We start from the raw sequence: 21,835 nt of genomic DNA on the forward strand, positions 1-21,835 counted from the left end.
GTGGATCAGGCCTTGCCGGCGATCAGCATGAATGCGGGGATTTCGTCGCCGAAACCGACAGGCGTCGGGCCGTCGTCGTGATCGCGACGGTGGCGATTGCGGCGATCACGGTTGTCGTCATTGGCAGGGTTGGCCGCGCGGACCGGGCGTTCCGGACGGTGGCCGTTGCCCTGCTTCGTCTCTGCGTTGCGTGCCGGTTTCACCGATTCTACCCTTTCCACGACTGCTTCAATTTCGGCCTCACTATCGGCACGAACCGTATCGGTTTTGTGATCGGAACGGCCTCGCGGTGCACGGTCCCCATCTTTTTTACGGTCCCTGCGACCGTCACGACCGCGGTCGCGGCGACCGGTGTCGTGGCTTTCCATCGGCTCGGGAAGGCTCGACAGATCACCGTTCAGCCATTCGACCTTCTGGCCGATCAGCTTTTCGATGGCATCGGAGAACTTCATGTCGCGCTTGGTCACCAGCGTGAAGGACGCGCCAGAGCGGCCGGCACGGCCGGTACGGCCGATGCGGTGGACATAGTCTTCCGCATGGATCGGCACGTCGAAATTGAAGACGTGGCTGACATCGGGGATATCGAGACCGCGGGCCGCCACGTCGGATGCAACGAGCAACGTGATATGGTTGTCCTTGAAGCCGGCAAGCATGGCCATGCGCGAGCGCTGGTCCATGTCGCCATGCAAAGCGCCGACCGAGAAGCCATGACGCTCGAGCGACCGGAAGAGGTCGGCAACATCCTTTTTGCGATTGCAGAAGATGATGGCGTTCTTCAGCTCATCCTGGGCGCGGATCAGATCGCGCAGCACGGCGCGCTTTTCATAATCCTTGGCGTGCGTCGCGACAAAGCGCTGCGTCACGGTCTGGGCCGTGGATGCCGGACGGGCCACTTCGACGCGCTCCGGGTTCTGCAGGAAACGGTCGGCAAGCTTCTGGATTTCCGGCGGCATGGTTGCCGAGAAGAACAGCGTCTGGCGCGTGAACGGGATCATCTTGGCAATGCGCTCGATATCCGGGATGAAACCCATGTCCAACATGCGGTCGGCTTCGTCGATGACCAGGATCTCGACGCCGCTCATCAGCAGCTTGCCACGCTCGAAATGGTCGAGCAGGCGGCCGGGCGTGCAGATCAGCACATCGGCGCCGCGCTCCAGCTTGCGATCCTGTTCGTCAAACGAGACGCCGCCGATCAGAAGCGCAATGTTGAGCTTATGGTTCTTGCCGTACTTGTCGAAGTTCTCTGCGACCTGGGCCGCCAGTTCGCGCGTCGGCTCCAGAATCAGCGTGCGCGGCATGCGCGCACGTGCACGACCCTTTTCGAGCAGGGTCAGCATCGGCAACACGAAGGATGCCGTCTTGCCTGTTCCCGTCTGCGCGATGCCGAGGATATCACGGCGCTGAAGTGCCGGGGGAATGGCGCCAGCCTGGATCGGGGTCGGGATTGTGTAGCCCGCATCGGTAACTGCGGAGAGAACTTTTTGGCTAAGGCCAAGGTCAGCAAAATTGGTCAAAGGGAAATCTGTTTCCGTTCCGGTTCGGTAAGAACACTGCTCGATCGGTGGAAAACACACCACCGCGTGGCCGGGCTCTTAAGCCGAATGCCGTCGAAAGTCAAGAAATCCAGCACGTTGAAGCAGGAAAAGGTGAACGACAACGAATCTGTTGCGTTTCTTGTCAAGTCGCGCCGACGCAACGGGTCGGCGGGATGCTCATTTCATGTAGCTCGCGAGCTTACTGCCGGCGTGGAGAAACCGCATGGGATCGACCGCCTGACCGTTCAGCCGGATCTCATAGTGCAGGTGCGGACCTGTCGAACGACCGGTGTTGCCGGACTTGGCAACGATATCACCCGCCTTGATCCGGTCGCCGACCTTGACCAGCACCGCCGAGAGATGGGCGTAGCGGCTGGATACGCCGTTGCCATGATCGATCTCGACCATGTTTCCATAGCCGCCCGTCAGCCCGGCATTGGTGACGGTGCCTGGAGCCGTGGCACGGATGCGGGTGCCGACCGTGGCGCGAAAGTCGATCCCTGCATGCAGCGCCAGTCGTCCCAGAAAAGGATCGAGCCTGTTGCCGAAGTCGCTGGTGATATCGCTTGCGGGCGACGGGTTGCCGAATGGCAACTCCCGAACCTGCGCTCGCGTCCGTTCAAGTTCGACAAGGGCTGAATCGAGCGCGGCAAGCGACCGGCCAAAACCGCCGTCATTGACGGGTTCAACGAAGGGACCGCCGATCGCCGTATCCGTCGCACCCGTGATTTCGTCAGAGGGCACCCATTCGGCAACGTCGTTTTCCGGCAGGGCAACGCCTGTCCGAACGACGATCTTGCGGATCGCCTCGGACGTTTTCGCGGCTCCGTCCGCCAGCTGTTCAAGCCGCAACATCTGGTCGCGCTCCACATCCTTCAGCGAGAGCGTCACTTTCGAGAAAAGCCGATCAGCGCGATCGGAGGTGCTTTCGCTTGCCGCAGGTCGAGCATAGGCAAGAGCTGCAACGCGGGCAGGCACGACGCCCTGAGCGCTGCTTAGCCCCATCAGCTTTTCGATTGCCTGAACACCGCCAGTAGCGTCGGCACGCTTTTCGTAGGCGAGGGGCTCGAGCGGTGCCGGCTGGATGAAATCGGTCGACAGACCCGAATTTTCCGCCCGTTCGATCAGCGCGCCAAGCTTGCCATTGCGAGAGGAAAGCGCCTGCTGCTGCTGAAGCAGCTTTTCGACCTTCTCCTCAACCACCTGCTGATCGAGCAACTGCCGGCTCGTAACGCGATCGACCTGCGCCCGCAGTGCCGTGATTCGGTCTTCATATTCGTGCTGCATGCGGGCCTGACGGGCAATCATGCCACCGATCAGGTCGTCGCGAAGAACGAGGTAGGAAGTGGCAGCGAGGTAACCGATGCTGAAGACGCCGGCTGCAGAAACGGCAAGGGCCGCCATCCACGGACGAACGGTCATGTGACGAACCTTGTCGCCGCTCGCCAGGATCAGAACGTGATTCTGCGTGCGCTTTCCGAAGGTGCGATTTGCCGAACGTTCAGACACTCCACCACTCCCGCTGCCTGCGAATTGGCTCGCATTGCTTGACGGGCATTACACTTCGTTAGGGTTAATATTTGGTTGAGCACTCGCGCTACGAGAGGTTGGTGGAAGCGGTCATCGAGCGGTAGAATGACGGCGTCAGCCCGGCTTCGGCGCGCGCTATGTCGTTGAACGGAGCCTTGAGCGGGCCTCGAAAATTGGCGCGAACGAGTTGCTGAAAGGTCGCCGCCGGATCCTTCCTTTCCCGCGCGCAGAGGAAGCGAAACCATTTGGCGCCAACGGCCACATGGCCTTTCTCGTCCTCGTAGATGACGTCGAGCACGGCGGCTGTCTCGAAGTCTCCCGTCTCGCGCATGCGCGCCTGCAGCGCCGGCGTCACGTCGAGCCCGCGCGCCTCGAGAATCAGCGGGACGACGGCCAGCCTGGCGGTCAGATCGTTGCGGGTGTCGTGCGCCGCCTGCCAGAGCCCATCATGCGCGGGCAGGTCCCCGTAGTCGGCGCCAAGGTCGTTCAGGCGCTGGCGAACCATGCGGAAATGCTTGGCCTCCTCGAATGCAACCTTCATCCAGCCATCGAAAAACGAATTCGGCACTGATTCGGACGCGAAGCGGGCGACAATATCGAGCGCCAGGTCGACTGCGTTGAGTTCGATGTGGGCGATCGAATGCAAGAGCGCGATCCGACCCTTGAGCGAGCCGAGCGAGCGCTTCTTCACCTGGGTGGGCGGCGTCAGAACAGGCTTTTCCGGCCGACCCGGGCGCAGAGGAACGGGACGGTCGAGCGGCGAACGCAGCGACAGCGCACGGCGCTGCCAGCGCCGGGCAGCTTCCTGAGCCAGTTCCGTCTTGACGGCGAGATCGGCGGCACCGATCGCCTCGACGGCGGCGCCGCGCAGACTGTGAAAGTTGGGAAGCGTCGTCATTGCGGCCTCGTCGTTTTGACTCAGAGCGCCTTGGCGGCCTGGAGCACTTCATCGGCGTGGCCGTTGACCTTGACCTTCTCCCAGACACGCGCGATCCGGCCGTCGGCGGCAATCAGGAAGGTGGTGCGTTCGACGCCCATGTATTTGCGACCATAAAGGCTCTTTTCCACCCAGAGACCATAGGCGTTGACGACGGTTTTTTCTTCATCGGCAGCAAGCGCAACCGCCAGATCGTATTTCTTCGCGAAGCGGTCGTGGCGCTTTACCGAATCGGGCGAGAGCCCGATCAGCTCGACGCCTGCGGCGGCAAAGTCGGAGGCGAGTTCAGTGAAGGAAATCGCTTCCAGCGTGCAACTCTTTGTGTCGTCCTTGGGATAGAAGAACAACACGACCGGGCGCCCGCGCAAGGCAGAGAGCGAAATCGTGCCACCACCGTCACGGGGAAGCGTGAAGTCGGGAGCGAGATCTCCGGAGTTAAGGCCTGCCATGAATAAACCTTCCTTGCGCCAAGTTTTGTGAACAATCGCCGGCTAGGGCATATCGAGAATCGCCAACCGCAGTCCAGCGGATTTGTGCTAGATTTGACAGGTTCCGGACGGGTTGCGTCGATAGGACCCTTTGCCCGGCATTCGCGCACACGAAACCGACGGATGTGTGAATGCTTTCCACAGCATGGTCGGCGAGACGTGATGACACCGTCCGGCTAGATGTGGTCTACGTGGCGGTGAAATGATCCGTCGACCCGTTGCCGTATGCTGCGTCGACGGGAGAGGCGGGCTTTCCCGTATTGAACTGGAGGGCGTCCGCGCCGATGAGTGAGATCCGCGGCGAAAAAGTCGGCTTTCGCAAGAAAGACATCGTCGCGTTGCATGCGTTGCCCTCGGCGCAGGCACACGAACCTGTCATCGTGCATGCACCACACAAACGCGGGCTCCTGCGCCTTCTGAGCAAGATAGCCCTTTGCGGTTTCTTGCTCGCCTTCATCATTGCAGCCAGCCTGATCGCCGTTGTCGAGAGCGGGGCGATCGACAGCACGCTCAATGCCCGCGCCCGCACGGCGCTGAACGCAGCGCTCGGCGGCGCCTATCGCGCCGAGGTGGGCAGCACCGTCGTACGCATGACCTCGAACGGTGCGCTGGCACTAAAGGCGCGGGAAGTGGCGCTGAGCGAAACTACATCCGGCCAGCCGGTCGCAAAATTGAGTTCGATATCCATCGCCCTCGACCCTCTCGCGTTGGTGACGGGGCGGATTGCGGTTTCACGGCTCGAAGCGGAAGGCGGCGATTTCGACACCGGCCTCCTGCCACGCGGCGAACCGATCGATCTGACGAAGATCAAGATCGCGGATGTCGGCGACGCGCTGGAGCAGCTTTTTGCCCATGTCGATCGCATGTCGCAGATGGCGGCAGGGCGTGGCGACCAGACGGTCTTGCTTTCCAATTTTTCCTTCACCGTCGCTGGTGCGCGTGACAGCGTTGTCCCGGTCGATGCAAAGGAACTCGAGTTCAATCGTGATGCCGATGGCTCCATGCACGTCAAAGGCAGCGTCACGGTCGATGGAGTCGATGTCGATCTGAGCGCCAACGCTCTTGGTGCAAAGGGTCATATGTCCGGCTTCGAAGCGGCAATCTCGAACGTTCCGTTGAAACCCTTCTTCTACCACGGCCCCTTCGGCAAGGAGGCCGCCTTTGGCATCGACGCCACGGCGGGATTGACGCTCACGGCAACGCGCGCCGCTGAAGGTGCCAAGCCTGACCTTCGCGTGGCGGTCAAGACATCGGAAGGGGCGTTCCATGCCGGCGGATTGATTTCGACGATCAATCCGTCCCAGATGGATATCGCCTATGACTTCGAGCGTGCTTCGGTCGAGATCCTGCCGTCGACCGTCAACATCGGTCGCTCGATCTTCCCGTTTACCGGCGCGGTGAAGGATCTCGACAGAACAGCAGGCGCAACCGATCAGGGGTTTGCGATCGATCTTTTGTTCAAGAATGCCAGCTCCGCGCCGGAAGACATCGCAGAGCGCCCCTTGATCTTCGACGCAAAGGCGAGCGGTCGCTTCACCTCCGACGCGCGCCACCGCCTGATCTTCGATCAGCTCGCCGTTTCCAGCCCCCTCGGTTCGATGTTCGGCTCGCTTTCGGTCGCCTTCGGCAAGACTTCGCCGCAGGTGAGCTTCGCCGCGATCAGCGATCGCATGGAGCCGACAGCGGTCAAGCAGCTCTGGCCGTGGTGGCTTGCCAAGGGCGCGCGCCGGTGGGCGATCGGCAATCTCTTCGGCGGCACGGTCACCGACGCGCGCATCGAGGTTTCGGTCGCTGAGGGGCGGATCGCCCAGAACGAAGGCGAGTTGAAGCTCGGCGAGAAAGAATTGAACATCACGTTCAACATCGACGACACGCGGATCAACATTGCCGGCGAAATACCACCGCTGCGCGACACGTCGGGCACGTTCAAGCTGAGCGGCCAGCGCATGGACGTGGGCGTCAAGCAGGGGGCGGCCTATTTCCCCTCCGGTCGATCAGTCGCACTCAACGGTGGCGACTTCATCATTCCCGATGTCTACACCAAACCGCTGATCGCCGAGATGAAGATCCAAGTTGGCGGTGAGGCAGACGCGATCGCCGAACTTGTCACGTACAAGCCGATCCAGGCGTTGCAAAAGACACCGTTCGTGCCGGGCGACTTTGCTGGTCCGTTGACGGCACAGGTCGGAGCGCGCTTTGGCCTTGTCACCGACCAGCATCCGCCGCCACCGCTCTGGCAGGTAGAAATGCAACTCGAAGACGTCACGGTCACTCGCCCGATCGCCGGACGCGGCGTTTCCAATCTTTCAGGCACGTTCCGGGTCGACAACGAACAGGCGGTTCTCGATGCCGATGCGGTAGTCGAGGGAGCAAAAGTCAAGATTGCGCTCACGGAGCCGGTCGACAGCAAATCGAAGGTCAAGCGCAAACGGGAAATCAGCGGGACGCTCGATGAGGCAGCTCGGGAGAAGCTGACACCCGGCTTGTCGAAAATCATCTTTGGCCCGATGGACGTGGACCTGATGATCGACGAGGCTGATGTTCAGCACGTGACCGTCGATTTGACGAGGGCCAAACTCTCGCTACCCTGGATCGGCTGGAACAAGGGCGCAGGCATACCCGCCGAGGTGCGCTTCACATCCGACATCAGCGACAGCGTGACAACCATCAAGGACTTCGCAATCGCCGGCGATGGTTTCGGCGCACGGGGCAGCCTGCAGGTCGACAGTGCCGGCGTGGTCGGCGCAAAGCTCACCAATGTCCGTCTGGCGCAGGGTGACGATTTCAATGTCGTGATCGATCGCCGCAAGGGTGTCCATGTCGTGACGCTGAGTGGCTCTGCAGCCGACATCCGTCCTATCCTTGCTCAGATGAAGAGCGGCGCGAACGGCAACGGCGGCGGCGGCGGTGACGACATCACTATCCAGGGCCAACTCGGTCGCGTCGCCGGATTCAACGGCGAAGTGCTGTCCAATGTGAATCTGGTGTATTCGGAGCGCGGCCAGCAGATCGAAGACATCAATCTGTCCGCGGTGACCGGCAGCGGCCAAGCAGTAGTGGCGCGGCTGGCCAAATCAGGCGCCGACAACACGCTTGAACTGACCACTGGCGACGCCGGTTCGCTTGCCCGCTTTGCAGATATCTACAGCAACATGCGCGGCGGTCTCTTGAACCTGAAGCTGCGTGACCGTGGCGGCCGGTCCTGGCGCGGCTCGATCGATATTCGGAAGTTTTCGCTTGTCGGAGAACAACGCCTGCAGTCGATGGTGTCGACGCCGGCGGGACAGGACGGACGAAGCCTCAATCAGGCGGTCCGCCGTGATATCGACGTCAGCACGGCACGTTTCGAGCGGGGGTTTGCGCAACTTGCACTCGACCGCAGCGCCATTCGGGTCGATGGCGGCGTCCTCCGGGGAACCGATGTCGGCGCAACTTTCCAGGGTACCGTGCGCGATGGCAACGGCATCATGGACATGACGGGCACCTTCATGCCCGCCTACGGCTTGAACCGGCTCTTTGGGGAGCTACCGTTGATCGGCGTCCTGCTCGGCAATGGCCGCGACCGCGGCCTGCTCGGCATCACCTTCAAGCTCAATGGCCCATTCAACCAGCCAAGACTGACGATCAATCCGCTTTCGATCATCGCCCCCGGCGTCTTCCGAAGCATCTTCGAGTTTCAATAAAAAGGCCGGCGCAATGGCCGGCCTTTGGCTGAGGTTCGTTCGGCTTAAAGCGCGTCGCGATCTCCAGGATTCGCTTGTGGCGCTTCAAGCTCCTGTTCTTCGCATGTCGTTATCGAAAAACCGCTGCACACTTTTGCGCGCCATGCTTTAGGCCGGGCGAACCAGAATGTGCTTCTTCTTGCCGAGCGACAGCTTGACGATGCCATCCGAGGTCACGTCGCCGCTGCCGATCAGCCGGCGTTCGTCGCTGACTGCCTCATCGTTGATGCGCACCGCGCCGCCCTGAACGTGGCGGCGGGCTTCGCCGTTGGAGGAGGCGAGCCCCGCACGCACGACGAGCGTCAGCAGGCCGATACCGGCCTCAAGTTCCGACGCAGGCACATCGACCGACGGCAGGTTTTCGGAGACGGCCCCTTCCTCGAAGGTCTTGCGGGCCGTCTCAGCCGCCTGCTCGGCAGCGGAGCGGCCGTGCAGCATGGCGGTGATTTCAGTCGCGAGAATCTTCTTGACCTCGTTGATCTCCGAACCGCCGAGCTTGGAAAGCCGCTCGATCTCCGCCATCGGCAGCGTCGTGTAGAGCTTCAGGAAGCGCGTTACGTCCGCGTCCTCGGTGTTGCGCCAGTACTGCCAGAAATCGTAGGCCGACAGCATGTCCGGGTTGAGCCAGATGGCGCCGTTGACCGACTTGCCCATCTTCGCGCCCGACGACGTCGTTAATAGCGGCGAGGTGAGGGCGTAGAGCTGCGTCGTTCCCATGCGGTGGCCAAGGTCGATTCCGTTGACGATGTTGCCCCACTGGTCCGAGCCGCCCATCTGCAACCGGCAGCCGGTACGCTTGTGCAGCTCAACGAAATCGTAGGCCTGCAGGATCATGTAGTTGAATTCGAGGAATGACAGAGACTGCTCGCGATCAAGCCGCGTCTTGACGCTGTCGAACGACAGCATGCGGTTGACCGAGAAGTGGCGGCCGACATCGCGCAGGAATTCAAGGTAGTTGATGCCAAGCAGCCAGTCGGCGTTGTTGATCATCAACGCGTCCTTGGGGCCGTCGCCGTAGGTCAGGTAGTTCGAAAACACCGTCTTGATGCTGGCAATATTGGCGTCGATGGTCGCCGGCGTCATCAGCTGACGCGCCTCGTCCTTGAAGGAGGGGTCGCCGACCATGCCGGTCCCGCCGCCCATCAGCGAGATCGGCCGGTGGCCGGTCGCCTGCAGCCAGTGCAGCATCATGATCTGAATGAGACCGCCGGCGTGAAGGCTAGGCGCCGTCGGGTCGAAGCCGATATAGGCAGTCACGGTCTCCGTCCGGAACAACTGGTCGAGGCCGGCATCATCCGAACTCTGATGAATGAAACCGCGCTCGCTGAGGGTGTGGAGGAAATCGGACTTGAACTCGGACATGACCTGTGTCTTTCGGCTGGGTAGAACGTCTGCGCGCGGCGTTTAGCACTGTTTGGGCAAAAGTGCACGTCTTTGCTTGGCCGATGTTTTTGCTATGTAGACAGGCAACGCCTTGGAGGAATGCATGGGCAAGATCATGACCGCGATCGGCTTGATGAGCGGGACGAGCATGGACGGTATCGACGTCGCGCTGCTACGCACCGACGGCGACGCGATTGTCGAGCGGGGTCCTTCGGACGGTTACGCCTATGAGGCACGCTTCCGCGACCGGCTGAAACAGGGACTCGAGGACGCAAAGTCGATCGCGAGCCGCGAGCAACGACCGGGTATTTTGGCCGATCTCGAACGGGAACTGACGCTCAGGCATGCCGAGGCGGTTCGAACTTTTCTCCAACAAAACAACATTTTGCACGAGAATGTTGATGTCGTTGGCTTTCATGGTCAGACCGTGCTTCACCGGCCAGACGACGCCTTGACCGTCCAGATCGGCGACGGGGCGCTGCTCGCCCGCGAAACGGACATCGATGTCGTCTATGACATGCGCGCCAACGACATGGAACATGGCGGCCAGGGCGCACCGCTCATTCCGGCCTATCATGCGGCGCTCGCCCGGAGCGCCGCAGCGAATGGCGAACTGGTTGCGCCGGTCGTCTTCGTCAACATCGGCGGCATCTCAAATCTGACGTTCATCGGATCGGACGACAGACTGGTTGCCTACGACAGCGGGCCAGGCAACACACTGATCGATCAATGGGTGGAGGCACATGCCGGCATTCCCTTTGACCAGGGTGGCATGATCGCCAGCGAAGGCAACGTGCTGCCGGATCTTGCCGAACGCTATCTGCTCAATCCTTTCTTCTCCTCGGACAAGCGCCGTTCGCTCGACCGCAACGATTTTGCACCGCCACAGGGAAAGGATGCCAATCTCGAAGACGGTGCGCGCACGCTCGCCTATGTGACAGCAGCCGCGATCGTCAAATCCGCCGGTCACCTGCCAACGACGCCCAGGACCTACATCGTGTGCGGCGGCGGCCGGCTCAACCCGGTGATCATGCGGGATCTGGCATCAGAGGCGACAGCCCATGGTGCAAGCGTGCTTGCGGCCGAAGCAGTCGGCTTCAACGGTGATTCGATGGAGGCCGAGGCCTGGGCCTATCTCGCGGTGCGTGCGCAGCGGGGATTGCCGCTGACCTATCCCGGCACGACCGGGGTGCGCCAGCCGGTCACCGGCGGCAAATACGCATCTCGTACCGCCAGCTGACGGTAGGTACCGCGGACCGCAGTTCCCTTCGACCGATTAATCAAATTTTCGCCTGCCGCGGCTAGTATCGTCCGGCGCTGCCAGGTGAGGTGGCGCAAAGCGGCCCTGCCGTAGCAACAGACAATTCGGGTTCCGTCGATGGGTGGTGCGATTTCTCTGCTGGCTGTGAACTTCGTCATCGCCCAGATTTTCACTGCAGCATTTCTTGTCATAGCCGCCAAGAGCCGGTTCGGACGCGCCGCGCTCTCTTGCGCGGGCGGCTTTGCCGTTGCGTCGCTCGCGGCGGTGTTCGAAGCCATCGTGCCCTTTACATCCTTTCCCCGATTTTTTGCTATCGGTGCATTTGCGAGCGTGCTTGCCGGTTTCTGTCTGCTGCGCTTCGGCCTCGGACTTTTCTATCGCGTACCGGCCAACTGGCAGATACTTGTCGCGTTCTTCCTGGCTTCGGTGGCGCTTGACGTCGCGATCTATGATCTGCCGAGGGGAACACTGCAGCATGCGGCCCTCTACCAGCTGCCATTCTTCATCATCCAGGCGTGGTCGACCTCCGTCGTCATCCGCTCCAAACGGCGCTCGGCGGCCGATTGGATCCTGCTCTCGCTGCTGGTACTGACCTCTGGCTACCATCTTCTGAAAATCTACGCGGCCGTCGCGGCCGGTTCCGGGGCAACCGCCCAGGATTATGTATTGAGCCCGTTCGCGCTGATTTCCCAGGCGCTTGGCGCCGTGCTGATCGTCAGCACCGGCCTTGCCATGCTCGGCGTCATGGTCAAGGAAATCGTCGATGACGCGCGCGCGCGCTCGGAAATCGACCTGTTGTCCGGGCTCTATAACAGGCGCGGTTTCACAGAGCGCGTCATCCCCATGCTCCAGCTCCGCGAGGGCCGCCTGCCGGGCACCTTGATACTGGCCGACCTCGACCGCTTCAAACTGGTCAACGACAGCTACGGCCACCACACGGGCGACGAAGTGATCCGCCAGTTTGCCCGCGTCCTGAAGGATGTGATGCCAAACCACGCGGTTGCCGGTCGTCTGGGCGGCGAAGAATTCGCGGTGTTCCTACCGTCCACCGATCTGGAGGAGGCGCGGGTGGTGGCGCACGGAATGCGCGCTGCGATGATGTCGCAGAAGATCGACGGTTTTGCCGAGCAGGCGAGAGTGACGGCGAGCTTCGGCGTTGCGGCCATTGCCAAGGGCGAACCGCTCGAACAGGCGATGCAGCGCGCGGACAAGGCTCTCTATGCGGCAAAGGAAAACGGGCGCAATCGCGTGGAGTGCGCCGTGGCGCCGCAGAATGTGGTCAACCCACTGGTCCCACAATGGATCGGGCGGCCCTGAGAGCCGCCCGCATCGGCATCAGCGGATGCGCTTGGCAGCCGGCTCCGGCGTCAGTTCGCCATTGAGGCGGCGGTCGAGATAATCCTCGCATTCCGCCATCAGGCCTTCGACCTGGCCGTTGAAGAAGTGGTTGGCGCCCGGCACGGTCTTGTGGGTGATGAGAATACCCTTCTGCGCCTTCAGCTTTTCGACAAGTCCGTTCACGTCCTTCTCGGGCGCCACCTTGTCCGAATCACCATTGATGATGAGGCCGGAGGACGGGCAGGGCGCCAGGAACGAGAAGTCATAGGTGTTCGGCTGCGGAGCGACGGCCATGAAGCCCTCGATTTCCGGACGGCGCATCAGGAGCTGCATGCCGATCCAGGCGCCGAAGGAATAGCCGGCAACCCAGCAGCTCTTCGAATCGGGATGCAGGCTCTGCACCCAGTCGAGCGCCGATGCGGCATCCGAAAGCTCGCCGGCGCCGTGATCGAACTCGCCCTGGCTGCGGCCGATGCCCCGGAAGTTGAAACGCAGCGTCGTAAAGCCGCGCTTCTGGAACATGTAGAAGAGCTGGTAGACGATCTGGTTGTTCATCGTGCCGCCGAACTGCGGATGCGGGTGCAGGATGATGGCGATCGGGGCGCTTTTCTGCTTCGAAGGCTGATAGCGGCCTTCGAGGCGGCCGGCAGGTCCGTTGAAGATAATTTCGGGCATTGGCTCTCCGGGGGTGTTCCTGGTTCGAATCTTAAGCTTCGGATCGCGATGAGTCTTGACGAAAGCACTCAGCTTTTCTAAAACCTAGTTTAGAACCGTTCAAAACTTCTGTGCGGGCATTCCGCCGTGTGCTTCGTCTCATAAGGCAAGCGGTGCGGAAAATTCAAGGAAAATGCATCGTCGGTGCTTGTCGGCGGTGAGCCTACTGTTCTAGCGAAGGAAATTATGTCGACCTCGCGCATCTATATGGACTGGAACGCCACGGCGCCGCTTCTTGCCGAAGCGCGCGACGCGTGCCTGTCGGCGCTCGACCTGGTCGGCAATCCTTCCTCGGTTCATGGCGAGGGCCGGACGATCCGCACGCTGATCGAAAATGCGCGACGCGACGTGGCCGCGCTTTGCGGCGCCAAGGCGGCAAGCGTGATCTTCACCAGCGGCGCGACCGAAGCGGCCAACATGGTGCTGACGCCCGATTTCCGCATGGGCCGCACGCCGCTGAAGATCGGCAGGCTCTATGCCTCGGCGATCGAGCATCCTGCATTGCGCGAAGGCGGGCGGTTTGCGCGCGAGAACGTTTCGGAAATCCCGGTGACGACCGCCGGCATCGTCGATCTGGAAGTCCTGCGTGCGCTCCTCGCCGCCCACGACCGCGAAAGCGGGTTGCCGATGGTGGCGGTGATGCTGGTCAACAACGAAACGGGCATCGTTCAGCCGATCACCGAGATTGCCGAGATCGTTCGCACCCATGGTGGTATTGTCGTCGTCGACGCCGTACAGGCGGCCGGTCGGCTGCCGCTATCTATCGAAGAACTGGGTGCGGATTTTCTCATCATCTCCTCGCACAAGATCGGCGGCCCCAAGGGCGCTGGCGCGCTTGTCACCCTGGGTGAGATCATGATGCCGGCACCGTTGATCCGGGGCGGCGGCCAGGAAAAAGGCCATCGGTCGGGCACCGAGAACGCGGTTGCGATCGCAGGCTTTGCTGCAGCGGCGCGCAAGGCTGCCGACAACCTTAGCGATCGCATGGCATCGGTTGCCGCGCTCCGCGATCGGCTGGAACAGGAAATGCAGGCGTCGGCGCCGGATGTGGTCATCCATGGCCGCGACGTTTCGCGCGTTGGCAACACCATCTTCTTCACGCTTCCTGGCATGAAGGCGGAAACGGGACAGATCGCCTTCGATCTCGAAGGCGTCGCACTTTCGGCAGGTTCGGCTTGCTCCTCCGGCAAGGTCGGCCAGAGCCACGTGCTGACGGCCATGGGTTACGACCCGCGCCAGGGAGCACTGCGCATCTCGATCGGCCCGGCCACGACGGAAGCCGAGATCGCGCGGTGCGCGGCGGTGTTCGCCAAGGTCGCCGCAAGGCGCCGAACGACAGGTCAGGCCGCATGAGAACGTGCGGTTGAACGAAATTGCGGAAAAGCAATTTTCCGCTTGGCAAACGGGGTGAAAAGCGCCTTTTAGCCATTACATAAGCGGTGCGCCAAGTTCGCATCGTGTTGACAAGCTACCGGACCTTGGATCCGGCAAGATTGGAGAACGACATGCCTGCCGTGCAGGAGACCATTGATCAGGTCCGTCAGATCGACGTGGACCAGTACAAATACGGATTTGAGACCACCATCGAAGTCGAAAAGGCGCCGAAGGGCCTTTCCGAAGACATCATCCGTTTCATCTCGGCCAAGAAGAGCGAGCCGGAATGGATGCTGGAATGGCGCCTTGAGGCCTATCGCCGCTGGCTGACGATGGACGAGCCCACGTGGGCGCGCGTCAACTACCCGAAGATCGACTTCAACGACATCTATTACTACGCCGCGCCGAAGGGCACGACGGGTCCGAAGTCGCTCGACGAAGTCGACCCGGAAATTCTGAAGGTTTACGAAAAGCTCGGCATCCCGCTGAAGGAGCAGGAAATCCTCGCGGGCGTGCAGAAGTCCAAGATCGCCGTCGACGCCGTCTTTGACAGCGTTTCGGTGGTGACGACCTTCAAGGAAGAACTGAAGAAGGCCGGCGTGATCTTCATGTCGATCTCGGAGGCGATCCGCGAGCATCCCGATCTCATCAAGAAGTATCTCGGCACTGTCGTTCCGCCGACCGACAACTACTATGCGACGCTCAACTCCGCCGTCTTCACCGATGGCTCGTTCGTCTACGTACCAAAGGGCGTTCGCTGCCCGATGGAACTGTCGACCTACTTCCGCATCAACGAGAAGAACACCGGCCAGTTCGAGCGCACGCTGATCATCGCCGAAGAAGGCGCCTACGTTTCCTACCTCGAAGGCTGCACGGCGCCGCAGCGCGACGAAAACCAGCTGCACGCAGCTGTCGTCGAGCTCGTTGCCCTTGACGAGGCCGAGATCAAGTATTCGACCGTTCAGAACTGGTACCCCGGCGACAAACAGGGCAAGGGCGGCATCTACAACTTCGTCACCAAGCGTGGCGATTGCCGCGGCAAGAACTCCAAGATCTCCTGGACCCAGGTGGAAACCGGTTCGGCGATCACCTGGAAGTATCCGTCCTGCATCCTGCGCGGCGACGGTTCGCGCGGCGAGTTCTACTCGATCGCCGTGTCAAACGGCCATCAGCAGATCGACAGTGGCACCAAGATGATCCACCTCGGCAAGAACACGTCGAGCCGCATCGTCTCCAAGGGCATCGCTGCCGGCGTTTCGGAAAACACCTACCGCGGCCAGGTCTCGGCCCACCGCAAGGCCGAGAACGCCCGCAACTTCACCCAGTGCGATTCGCTGCTGATCGGCGACAAGTGCGGTGCGCACACCGTGCCATACATCGAGGCAAAAAACTCGACGGCACAGTTCGAGCACGAAGCTACGACCTCGAAGATCTCCGAGGACCAGTTGTTCTACTGCCTGCAGCGCGGCATCCCGACTGAAGCGGCGATCGCGCTGATCGTCAACGGCTTCGTCAAGGAAGTCATCCAGGAGCTGCCGATGGAATTTGCCGTCGAGGCGCAGAAGCTGATCGGCATCTCGCTCGAAGGCTCGGTCGGCTGAGGCCCTGAACAGATTATTGAATGGCGCGCATCCGCTTTGCGCGCAAACAGACGTTCGTTTCCCAAGAGGACGATAGAAATGCTTGAAATCAAGAACCTGCACGCCCGCATCGCCGAAGACGGCACTGAAATCATTCGTGGCCTGAACCTGACCGTGAAGGCCGGCGAAGTCGCCGCCATCATGGGCCCGAACGGCTCCGGCAAGTCGACGCTCTCCTACATCCTGTCGGGCCGCGAAGACTACGAAGTCACCGAAGGCGAGATCCTTTACAACGGCGAGAACATCCTTGAGCTCGAGGCTTCCGAGCGCGCGGCCAAAGGTATCTTCCTCGCCTTCCAGTACCCGGTCGAAATCCCGGGCGTTGCCACCATGCAGTTCCTGAAGGTGGCCATGAACGAGCAGCGCAAGTATCGCGGCGAAGACGAGCTGACGACGCCGGAATTCATGCGTCGCGTCAAGGAAGCGGCCGCCGAGCTGAAAATCGCGCCGGAAATGCTGCGCCGTCCGCTGAATGTCGGTTTTTCCGGCGGTGAAAAGAAGCGCGCCGAGATCCTGCAGATGGCTCTGCTCGAACCGAAGCTGTGCGTGCTCGACGAAACCGACTCCGGTCTTGACATCGATGCGCTGAAAATCGTTGCCGACGGCGTCAACGCGCTGCGTTCGCCTGACCGCGCCGTGATCGTCATCACCCACTACCAGCGCCTGCTCGACTACATCATTCCGGACACCGTGCACGTGCTCTACAAGGGACAGGTCATCAAGTCGGGCGACAAGACGCTTGCGCACGAACTCGAAGCCAACGGCTACGCGGACCTCATCGAGGCGGCGGCCTAGGGCCTGTTGAAGGAGTGCTCGAATGAATATGCAACAGGCAATCAAGATGACGGCAGCCGAGACGGCGCTCGTCGATGCCTATACCGCGCAGATCGGCGATCTGCCGGGCGACGGCTCGGTGCTGTCGGTTCGTGACACCTTGGTGCATGAACTGCGGACGGCCGGCCTGCCGACGCGCCGCGTCGAATCCTGGCACTATACGGACCTCCGCACACTGCTGCGGGCGGTGCCTGCCGCCGATCCGACGGCGTTCGCCGATCGCGTCGAGGCACTTGTCGCCGGCTCGACCGTGCTTTCGGTGCGCAACGGCCATGCCGACCTCAAGGGCAACGCGTCTGAGGGCGTGACGATCCGTTCCTACACCGACAGCCTGCTCGACGGTTCTGCCGCCGCCGGCCTTGCCGTGCTCGGCTCGGACGACGCGATCGGCCGCATCAATGGCGGCCTTGTGCGCGGCGGCCTGGAACTTGCCATCGCAGACGGCACAGAGCTGGAAGACCCGCTTGAAATCCAACTGGTGCAGAGCATCGGCCAGTCGCATACGCGCTTCCCGGTTTCCTTCGGTGCCCGCACCAAGGCAACCGTGATCGAGCGTCACCTGTCGACCGATGCCGGTGAAAGCCTGGTCTCCACGGTCAGCGACGTGACGGTTGGCGAGGGCGCCGACATCATCTGGATCATCCTGCAGCAGCAGGGAGCCGCAGACACCCATCTCGGCCAGATGCGCTTCGATCTCGCCAAGGACGCCAAGCTGTATCTTTTCGTCATCAATGCCGGCGGCAAGCTGGTGCGACAGGAGATCCACGGCAAGACGAGCGGCGAAGGCGCAGACTTCAAACTGCGCGGCATCAACCTGCTCGGCGGCGAAAGCCACACGGACGTGACCTTCACGCTTGGCCACAACGTGCCGCACACCACATCGACGGAAATCATCCGCAACGTGGTCTTCGATCGCGCCAAAGGCGTCTTCCAGGGCAAGATCCTCGTTGCCAAGGACGCGCAGAAGACCGACGCGCGGATGGCGTGCAACACGCTGCTTCTTTCGGACGATGCCGACCTTTCGTCCAAGCCCGAGCTGGAGATCTTTGCCGACGACGTGCAGTGCGGTCACGGCGCGACGGTTACCGACATCGACCACACGCAGCTCTTTTATCTGCTTGCGCGCGGCATCCCGGAAAACAAGGCGCGAGCGATGCTCGTCAACGCCTTCGTCGCCGAAATCGTCGAGGAACTCGACGACGAGCCGCTGGTCGAGGCGCTGGAAGGCGTAATCTCGGCCTGGCTCGTGAAGCATGCCTGACAGGCGCGACTGATTGGATTGAAAGACATGGAACACACTGTGCCGGTGCCAGCCTATGACGTCGAAGCGATCCGCAAGGATTTTCCGATCCTGTCCCGGACCGTCTATGGCAAACCGCTTGTCTATCTCGACAACGGCGCATCGGCGCAGAAGCCGCAGTCAGTCATCGACGCGGTGAGCCATGCCTACGCCAACGAATACGCGAACGTGCATCGGGGCCTGCATTTCCTCTCGAATGCCGCCACCGAGGCCTATGAAGCGTCGCGCGAGAAAGTGCGCCGCTTCCTGAACGCACCATCGGCCGACAACATCATCTTCACAAAATCCTCCACCGAGGCGATCAATACTGTCGCCTATGGCTACGGCATGCCGAAGCTCGGCGAGGGCGACGAGATCGTGCTGTCTATCATGGAGCACCACTCCAACATCGTGCCTTGGCATTTCATCCGCGAACGCCAGGGCGCCAAGCTGGTCTGGGCGCCGATCGACGACGATGGCGCGTTCCACATCGAAGATTTCGTCAAGTGCCTGACGGAGCGCACCAAGCTCATCGCCATTACCCACATGTCGAATGCTCTGGGCACCGTGGTACCGGTCAAGGAGATCTGCCGCATCGCCCGCGAGCGTGGCATTCCGGTGCTGGTCGACGGCAGCCAGGGCGCCGTCCACATGCCTGTTGACGTGCAGGACATCGATTGCGACTGGTACGTGATGACCGGTCACAAGCTTTATGGTCCCTCGGGTATCGGCGTGCTTTATGGCAAGATGGACCGCCTGAAGGAAATGCGACCCTTCATGGGTGGCGGTGAAATGATCGAGGAAGTGACCGAAGACCGTGTCACCTACAACGACCCGCCGCACCGTTTCGAAGCCGGAACGCCGCCGATCGTTCAGGCGATCGGCCTCGGTTATGCGCTCGACTACATGGAAAAGATCGGCCGGGCGGCAATCACCAGCCACGAAGCCGATCTCACTGCCTATGCGCGCGAGCGCCTGTCGAGGATCAACTCGCTGAAAGTGTTCGGCGATGCACCCGGCAAGGGCAGCATCTTTTCCTTCGAGATCGCAGGCGTTCACGCCCATGACATCTCCACGGTGATCGACCGCGCCGGCGTCGCAGTCCGCGCGGGCACCCATTGTGCGCAGCCCCTCTTGAAACGTTTTGGCGTCACCTCCACATGCCGCGCATCCTTCGGCCTTTACAATACGCGGGCTGAAGTGGACGCATTGGCTGACGCGCTGGAGCACGCGCGGAAGTTCTTCGCCTGATTGAATTTGCAAAATGGTTCAGATTTTCTGCGCAAGCATCTGAACCTAAAAAGAAAGTCTAGGAGGCCGACATGAGCCTGGATGCAACGGAAGACAAGATCGACGTCCGCGAGGGCATCGTGCATTCGGCAATCCCGGCCGAAGAACTGGCACGTCTCAGCGACGATATCATCAGCGCACTGAAGACGGTCTACGACCCGGAAATCCCCGCCGACATCTTCGAGCTCGGACTGATCTACAAGATCGACATTGAAGATGACCGTATGGTCAAGATCGACATGACGCTGACCGCGCCGGGCTGCCCTGTTGCCGGCGAGATGCCCGGTTGGGTCGAAAATGCCGTCGGCGCCGTCGAAGGTGTGTCGGGCGTCGAGGTCTCGATGACCTTCGACCCACCGTGGACGCCTGACCGCATGTCGGAAGAGGCACAGGTGGCTATCGGTTGGTACTGACCGCAAGGCGCCGTATTGATCCGTTAAGCTGCGGACACTACATTTGATTCTGGAAGGCGCCGGGCCTTTACCCCGGTGACGACAAGGAGAAAAGGCCGATGGGCTTTGCCGTGATGAGCTTGACCGATGCAGCCGCCGGGCGCGTGAGGTCGATCGTTGAAAATGCAGGTGGCGATGCCTTGGGCATCCGCGTCGGCATCAAGAAGGGCGGCTGCGCCGGCATGGAATATGCCGTGGACCTCGTCACCGAGCCCAATCCGAAAGACGATCTGATCGAGCATGGTGATGCCAAGGTCTGGGTTGCGCCGGAGGCAGTGCTTTATCTGCTCGGCACGCAGATGGATTTCGAGGTGACGACGCTTCGCTCCGGCTTCACCTTCAACAATCCCAACCAGACGTCAGCCTGCGGATGTGGCGAATCGGTCGAGCTGAAGCCGGCCGATCTGGCCGCGCTTGCGGAGCGCGGCGATGCCGTGGTGCGCGCGAACTGATAGGTTCCTTGCGTTTCGAGAGATAGCAGGCCCGGGTTTTCGCCGGGCCTTTTTTCTGCTGATATGCGGGCGCGTGACTGGGGGAGATCGGCGTGACGGCGTTCGACGAGGAGCTTGTCTTCAAGGCGCTCTATGAGACCTTTCCGGATCCAGTGATCATCCTCGATGCGGAACGCATCATTCGCTCCGCCAACCCGGCTGCACTTGCGCAATTCGGCTATGCGGCCGATGCCTTCATCGGTCAACCGGCGCGCCTCATCTATGCGGACGACGACGAATACTTAAGGCGGCTGCGCAATCGCGCGGAGCAGGTCGACGAGACGATCGCACGCACTTCGACCTACGCCTATATCAGGCGCGACGGCTCGACATTCTCGGGCCACCTGCGCACCACGCCGCTTATCGATGGCGGCGGGCAGGAACTGGCCCTGATCGGTATCATTCGCGACGTGTCGGATCTCGCGAAGGCCGTGCTTGAGCGACAGCAGGCGTCCGACATGCTCGACGCTGCACTCGACGTCATGCCCGAAGGTTTCGCAATCTTCGATGCCGAGGAAAGGCTGCTGGTCCACAATCGCGCCTATGTGACGATCTGCGGCCCGGCCGGCCCCTTGCTTCACCCTGGCATGACCGCCGAAGAGATCCTTCTGCTTGCGCAGAAAGAGGGTCACTATCCCGAAGCCTTGCCCGGCAGCCCGGACTGGCCGACCTGGGTGGCGCACCGGCTGCAGGACTTTCGTCAACCGGACAACAGGGCGAAGATCTACCGTTACGCCGGCGACCGCTGGCTGAGGGTGGAAAACATCAAGGCCAAGGACGGTAACACCGTCGTCCTGCGCGTCGATGTGACCGAACTGAAGCGCGCCGAACTGGCGCTAGAACGCCAACGGCAGGAGCTTGAGCACAAGAACGAGGCCCTCGATCAGTTCACGGCGACGGTCTCCCATGACCTGAAGGCACCCTTGCGGCATATCTCGATGTTCTCGGAAATGATCGAGGACGAGTTGGCCGCCGGCAACCAGGATGAGGTTTCTGCCAGTGCGCGCCATCTGCGCGACAGCGCAAAGCGGATGAACCGGGTGATCGACAGCCTGCTCGATTATTCGCAGATCGCCTATCAGATCAGCACATGGTCCGATGTCGACCTCAGCGACATCGTCGCCGACACGCTGGGCGTTCTGGGCGGCCATGCCCGCGAGGCGAATGTGGCTTTCGAGATCGGTGCGCTGCCGCAAGTCCAGGGCGATCCGGAACTCTTGCGCCGACTGGTGCAAAACCTGATCGGCAATGCCATCAAGTATCGCCATCCGGATCGCGGCCCCGTCGTGCGCGTCAACGGCCGCACCTGTGGCCAGCAGGTGGAGCTTGTCGTCGAAGACAATGGCATCGGTATCGACCCGCGATTCGCGACGCGGATCTTCGAAGTGTTCCAGCGCCTGCACCACGACGAAAGCACTTATGGCGGTACGGGCATCGGTCTTGCGCTGGCCAAGAGGATCGCCGAAAGCCACAACGGATCGATCCATCTTGACACGGGCTTTTCCGAAGGCGCACGATTTGTGGTGACGCTTCCCAAGCGCATGCGGAAGACCAAGTAGGGCGACAA

At 61.4% G+C, this 21,835-nt stretch carries 17 protein-coding genes; 11 read left to right on the forward strand and 6 right to left on the reverse strand.

Features of this window, described 5'->3' with window-relative positions; genetic code table 11:
- Positions 1-5: 5 nt before the first annotated feature.
- The 4 genes from ABIE33_RS19850 to ABIE33_RS19865 all read right to left on the reverse strand — a co-directional run bounded on the left by ABIE33_RS19850 (position 6) and on the right by ABIE33_RS19865 (position 4,451).
- Complete coding sequence (locus ABIE33_RS19850; RefSeq protein ID WP_429128391.1) at positions 6-1,514, reverse strand: DEAD/DEAH box helicase; 1,509 nt, start codon at positions 1,512-1,514, stop codon at positions 6-8.
- Between the two features lie 198 nt (positions 1,515-1,712).
- Complete coding sequence (locus ABIE33_RS19855; protein WP_429128392.1) at positions 1,713-3,044, reverse strand: M23 family metallopeptidase; 1,332 nt, start codon at positions 3,042-3,044, stop codon at positions 1,713-1,715.
- 88 nt (positions 3,045-3,132) lie between these two features.
- Positions 3,133-3,963 (reverse strand): ferritin-like domain-containing protein, encoded by an 831-nt coding sequence (locus ABIE33_RS19860; RefSeq protein WP_429128395.1) that lies wholly within the window; start codon positions 3,961-3,963, stop codon positions 3,133-3,135.
- Positions 3,964-3,983: 20 nt separating this feature from the next.
- The gene (locus ABIE33_RS19865) at positions 3,984-4,451 is read right to left on the reverse strand and encodes a peroxiredoxin (protein ID WP_429128398.1); all 468 of its coding nucleotides are present in this window, start codon (positions 4,449-4,451) and stop codon (positions 3,984-3,986) included.
- Positions 4,452-4,774: 323 nt separating this feature from the next.
- On the opposite strand from ABIE33_RS19865, the gene ABIE33_RS19870 reads away from it, so the two are divergent.
- Complete coding sequence (locus ABIE33_RS19870) at positions 4,775-8,173, forward strand: DUF3971 domain-containing protein (protein WP_429128401.1); 3,399 nt, start codon at positions 4,775-4,777, stop codon at positions 8,171-8,173.
- A gap of 147 nt (positions 8,174-8,320) precedes the next feature.
- Here the strand turns inward: ABIE33_RS19870 and tyrS are convergent, their stop codons facing one another.
- A complete protein-coding gene (gene tyrS, locus ABIE33_RS19875) occupies positions 8,321-9,574 on the reverse strand; it encodes a tyrosine--tRNA ligase (protein ID WP_429128404.1) in 1,254 nt (417 codons plus the stop codon).
- A gap of 124 nt (positions 9,575-9,698) precedes the next feature.
- Between tyrS and ABIE33_RS19880 the strand changes: the two genes are divergently transcribed.
- Both ABIE33_RS19880 and ABIE33_RS19885 read left to right on the forward strand, forming a co-directional pair.
- On the forward strand, positions 9,699-10,835 hold the full coding sequence (locus tag ABIE33_RS19880; RefSeq protein ID WP_429128407.1) for an anhydro-N-acetylmuramic acid kinase: 1,137 nt from the start codon (positions 9,699-9,701) through the stop codon (positions 10,833-10,835).
- Positions 10,836-10,973: 138 nt separating this feature from the next.
- The gene (locus tag ABIE33_RS19885; RefSeq protein WP_429128410.1) at positions 10,974-12,173 is read left to right on the forward strand and encodes a diguanylate cyclase domain-containing protein; all 1,200 of its coding nucleotides are present in this window, start codon (positions 10,974-10,976) and stop codon (positions 12,171-12,173) included.
- Positions 12,174-12,191: 18 nt separating this feature from the next.
- Here the strand turns inward: ABIE33_RS19885 and ABIE33_RS19890 are convergent, their stop codons facing one another.
- On the reverse strand, positions 12,192-12,869 hold the full coding sequence (locus tag ABIE33_RS19890; protein WP_025427123.1) for an alpha/beta hydrolase: 678 nt from the start codon (positions 12,867-12,869) through the stop codon (positions 12,192-12,194).
- Between the two features lie 225 nt (positions 12,870-13,094).
- On the opposite strand from ABIE33_RS19890, the gene ABIE33_RS19895 reads away from it, so the two are divergent.
- From ABIE33_RS19895 to ABIE33_RS19930, 8 genes are all read left to right on the forward strand, one after another.
- Positions 13,095-14,261 (forward strand): cysteine desulfurase family protein, encoded by a 1,167-nt coding sequence (locus tag ABIE33_RS19895; protein ID WP_429128413.1) that lies wholly within the window; start codon positions 13,095-13,097, stop codon positions 14,259-14,261.
- Positions 14,262-14,413: 152 nt separating this feature from the next.
- Positions 14,414-15,883 carry a Fe-S cluster assembly protein SufB gene (gene sufB, locus ABIE33_RS19900; RefSeq protein WP_429128416.1) on the forward strand — a complete coding sequence of 490 codons (1,470 nt, stop codon included), beginning with the start codon at positions 14,414-14,416 and terminating at the stop codon, positions 15,881-15,883.
- Between the two features lie 78 nt (positions 15,884-15,961).
- Positions 15,962-16,717, forward strand: a complete 756-nt coding sequence (gene sufC, locus ABIE33_RS19905; RefSeq protein WP_429128418.1) for a Fe-S cluster assembly ATPase SufC — start codon at positions 15,962-15,964, stop codon at positions 16,715-16,717.
- 22 nt (positions 16,718-16,739) lie between these two features.
- On the forward strand, positions 16,740-18,017 hold the full coding sequence (gene sufD, locus ABIE33_RS19910; RefSeq protein WP_429128421.1) for a Fe-S cluster assembly protein SufD: 1,278 nt from the start codon (positions 16,740-16,742) through the stop codon (positions 18,015-18,017).
- 27 nt (positions 18,018-18,044) lie between these two features.
- Positions 18,045-19,286: a cysteine desulfurase gene (locus tag ABIE33_RS19915; protein ID WP_429128423.1), complete on the forward strand. Its 1,242-nt coding sequence runs from the start codon at positions 18,045-18,047 to the stop codon at positions 19,284-19,286.
- Between the two features lie 71 nt (positions 19,287-19,357).
- Positions 19,358-19,738 carry an SUF system Fe-S cluster assembly protein gene (locus ABIE33_RS19920; RefSeq protein ID WP_429128424.1) on the forward strand — a complete coding sequence of 127 codons (381 nt, stop codon included), beginning with the start codon at positions 19,358-19,360 and terminating at the stop codon, positions 19,736-19,738.
- A 98-nt stretch (positions 19,739-19,836) separates the two neighbouring features.
- Positions 19,837-20,229, forward strand: coding sequence for a Fe-S cluster assembly scaffold SufA (gene sufA, locus ABIE33_RS19925; RefSeq protein WP_429128427.1), 393 nt, complete (start codon positions 19,837-19,839; stop codon positions 20,227-20,229).
- 92 nt (positions 20,230-20,321) lie between these two features.
- On the forward strand, positions 20,322-21,827 hold the full coding sequence (locus ABIE33_RS19930; RefSeq protein ID WP_429128429.1) for a sensor histidine kinase: 1,506 nt from the start codon (positions 20,322-20,324) through the stop codon (positions 21,825-21,827).
- Positions 21,828-21,835: the final 8 nt, after the last annotated feature.

This window comes from Ensifer sp. 4252 (assembly GCF_050434565.1).
Taxonomy (GTDB): Bacteria; Pseudomonadota; Alphaproteobacteria; order Rhizobiales; family Rhizobiaceae; genus Ensifer.

Coding starts and splice junctions, on each gene's coding strand:
- ABIE33_RS19895 (WP_429128413.1), top strand. CDS start 13,095: ATGTCGACCTCGCGCATCTATATGGACTGGAACGCCACGGCGCCGCTT.
- ABIE33_RS19890 (WP_025427123.1), bottom strand. CDS start 12,869: ATGCCCGAAATTATCTTCAACGGACCTGCCGGCCGCCTCGAAGGCCGC.
- sufA (WP_429128427.1), top strand. CDS start 19,837: ATGGGCTTTGCCGTGATGAGCTTGACCGATGCAGCCGCCGGGCGCGTG.
- sufD (WP_429128421.1), top strand. CDS start 16,740: ATGAATATGCAACAGGCAATCAAGATGACGGCAGCCGAGACGGCGCTC.
- sufB (WP_429128416.1), top strand. CDS start 14,414: ATGCCTGCCGTGCAGGAGACCATTGATCAGGTCCGTCAGATCGACGTG.
- ABIE33_RS19865 (WP_429128398.1), bottom strand. CDS start 4,451: ATGGCAGGCCTTAACTCCGGAGATCTCGCTCCCGACTTCACGCTTCCC.
- tyrS (WP_429128404.1), bottom strand. CDS start 9,574: ATGTCCGAGTTCAAGTCCGATTTCCTCCACACCCTCAGCGAGCGCGGT.
- ABIE33_RS19885 (WP_429128410.1), top strand. CDS start 10,974: ATGGGTGGTGCGATTTCTCTGCTGGCTGTGAACTTCGTCATCGCCCAG.
- ABIE33_RS19880 (WP_429128407.1), top strand. CDS start 9,699: ATGGGCAAGATCATGACCGCGATCGGCTTGATGAGCGGGACGAGCATG.
- ABIE33_RS19920 (WP_429128424.1), top strand. CDS start 19,358: ATGAGCCTGGATGCAACGGAAGACAAGATCGACGTCCGCGAGGGCATC.
- sufC (WP_429128418.1), top strand. CDS start 15,962: ATGCTTGAAATCAAGAACCTGCACGCCCGCATCGCCGAAGACGGCACT.
- ABIE33_RS19915 (WP_429128423.1), top strand. CDS start 18,045: ATGGAACACACTGTGCCGGTGCCAGCCTATGACGTCGAAGCGATCCGC.
- ABIE33_RS19870 (WP_429128401.1), top strand. CDS start 4,775: ATGAGTGAGATCCGCGGCGAAAAAGTCGGCTTTCGCAAGAAAGACATC.
- ABIE33_RS19860 (WP_429128395.1), bottom strand. CDS start 3,963: ATGACGACGCTTCCCAACTTTCACAGTCTGCGCGGCGCCGCCGTCGAG.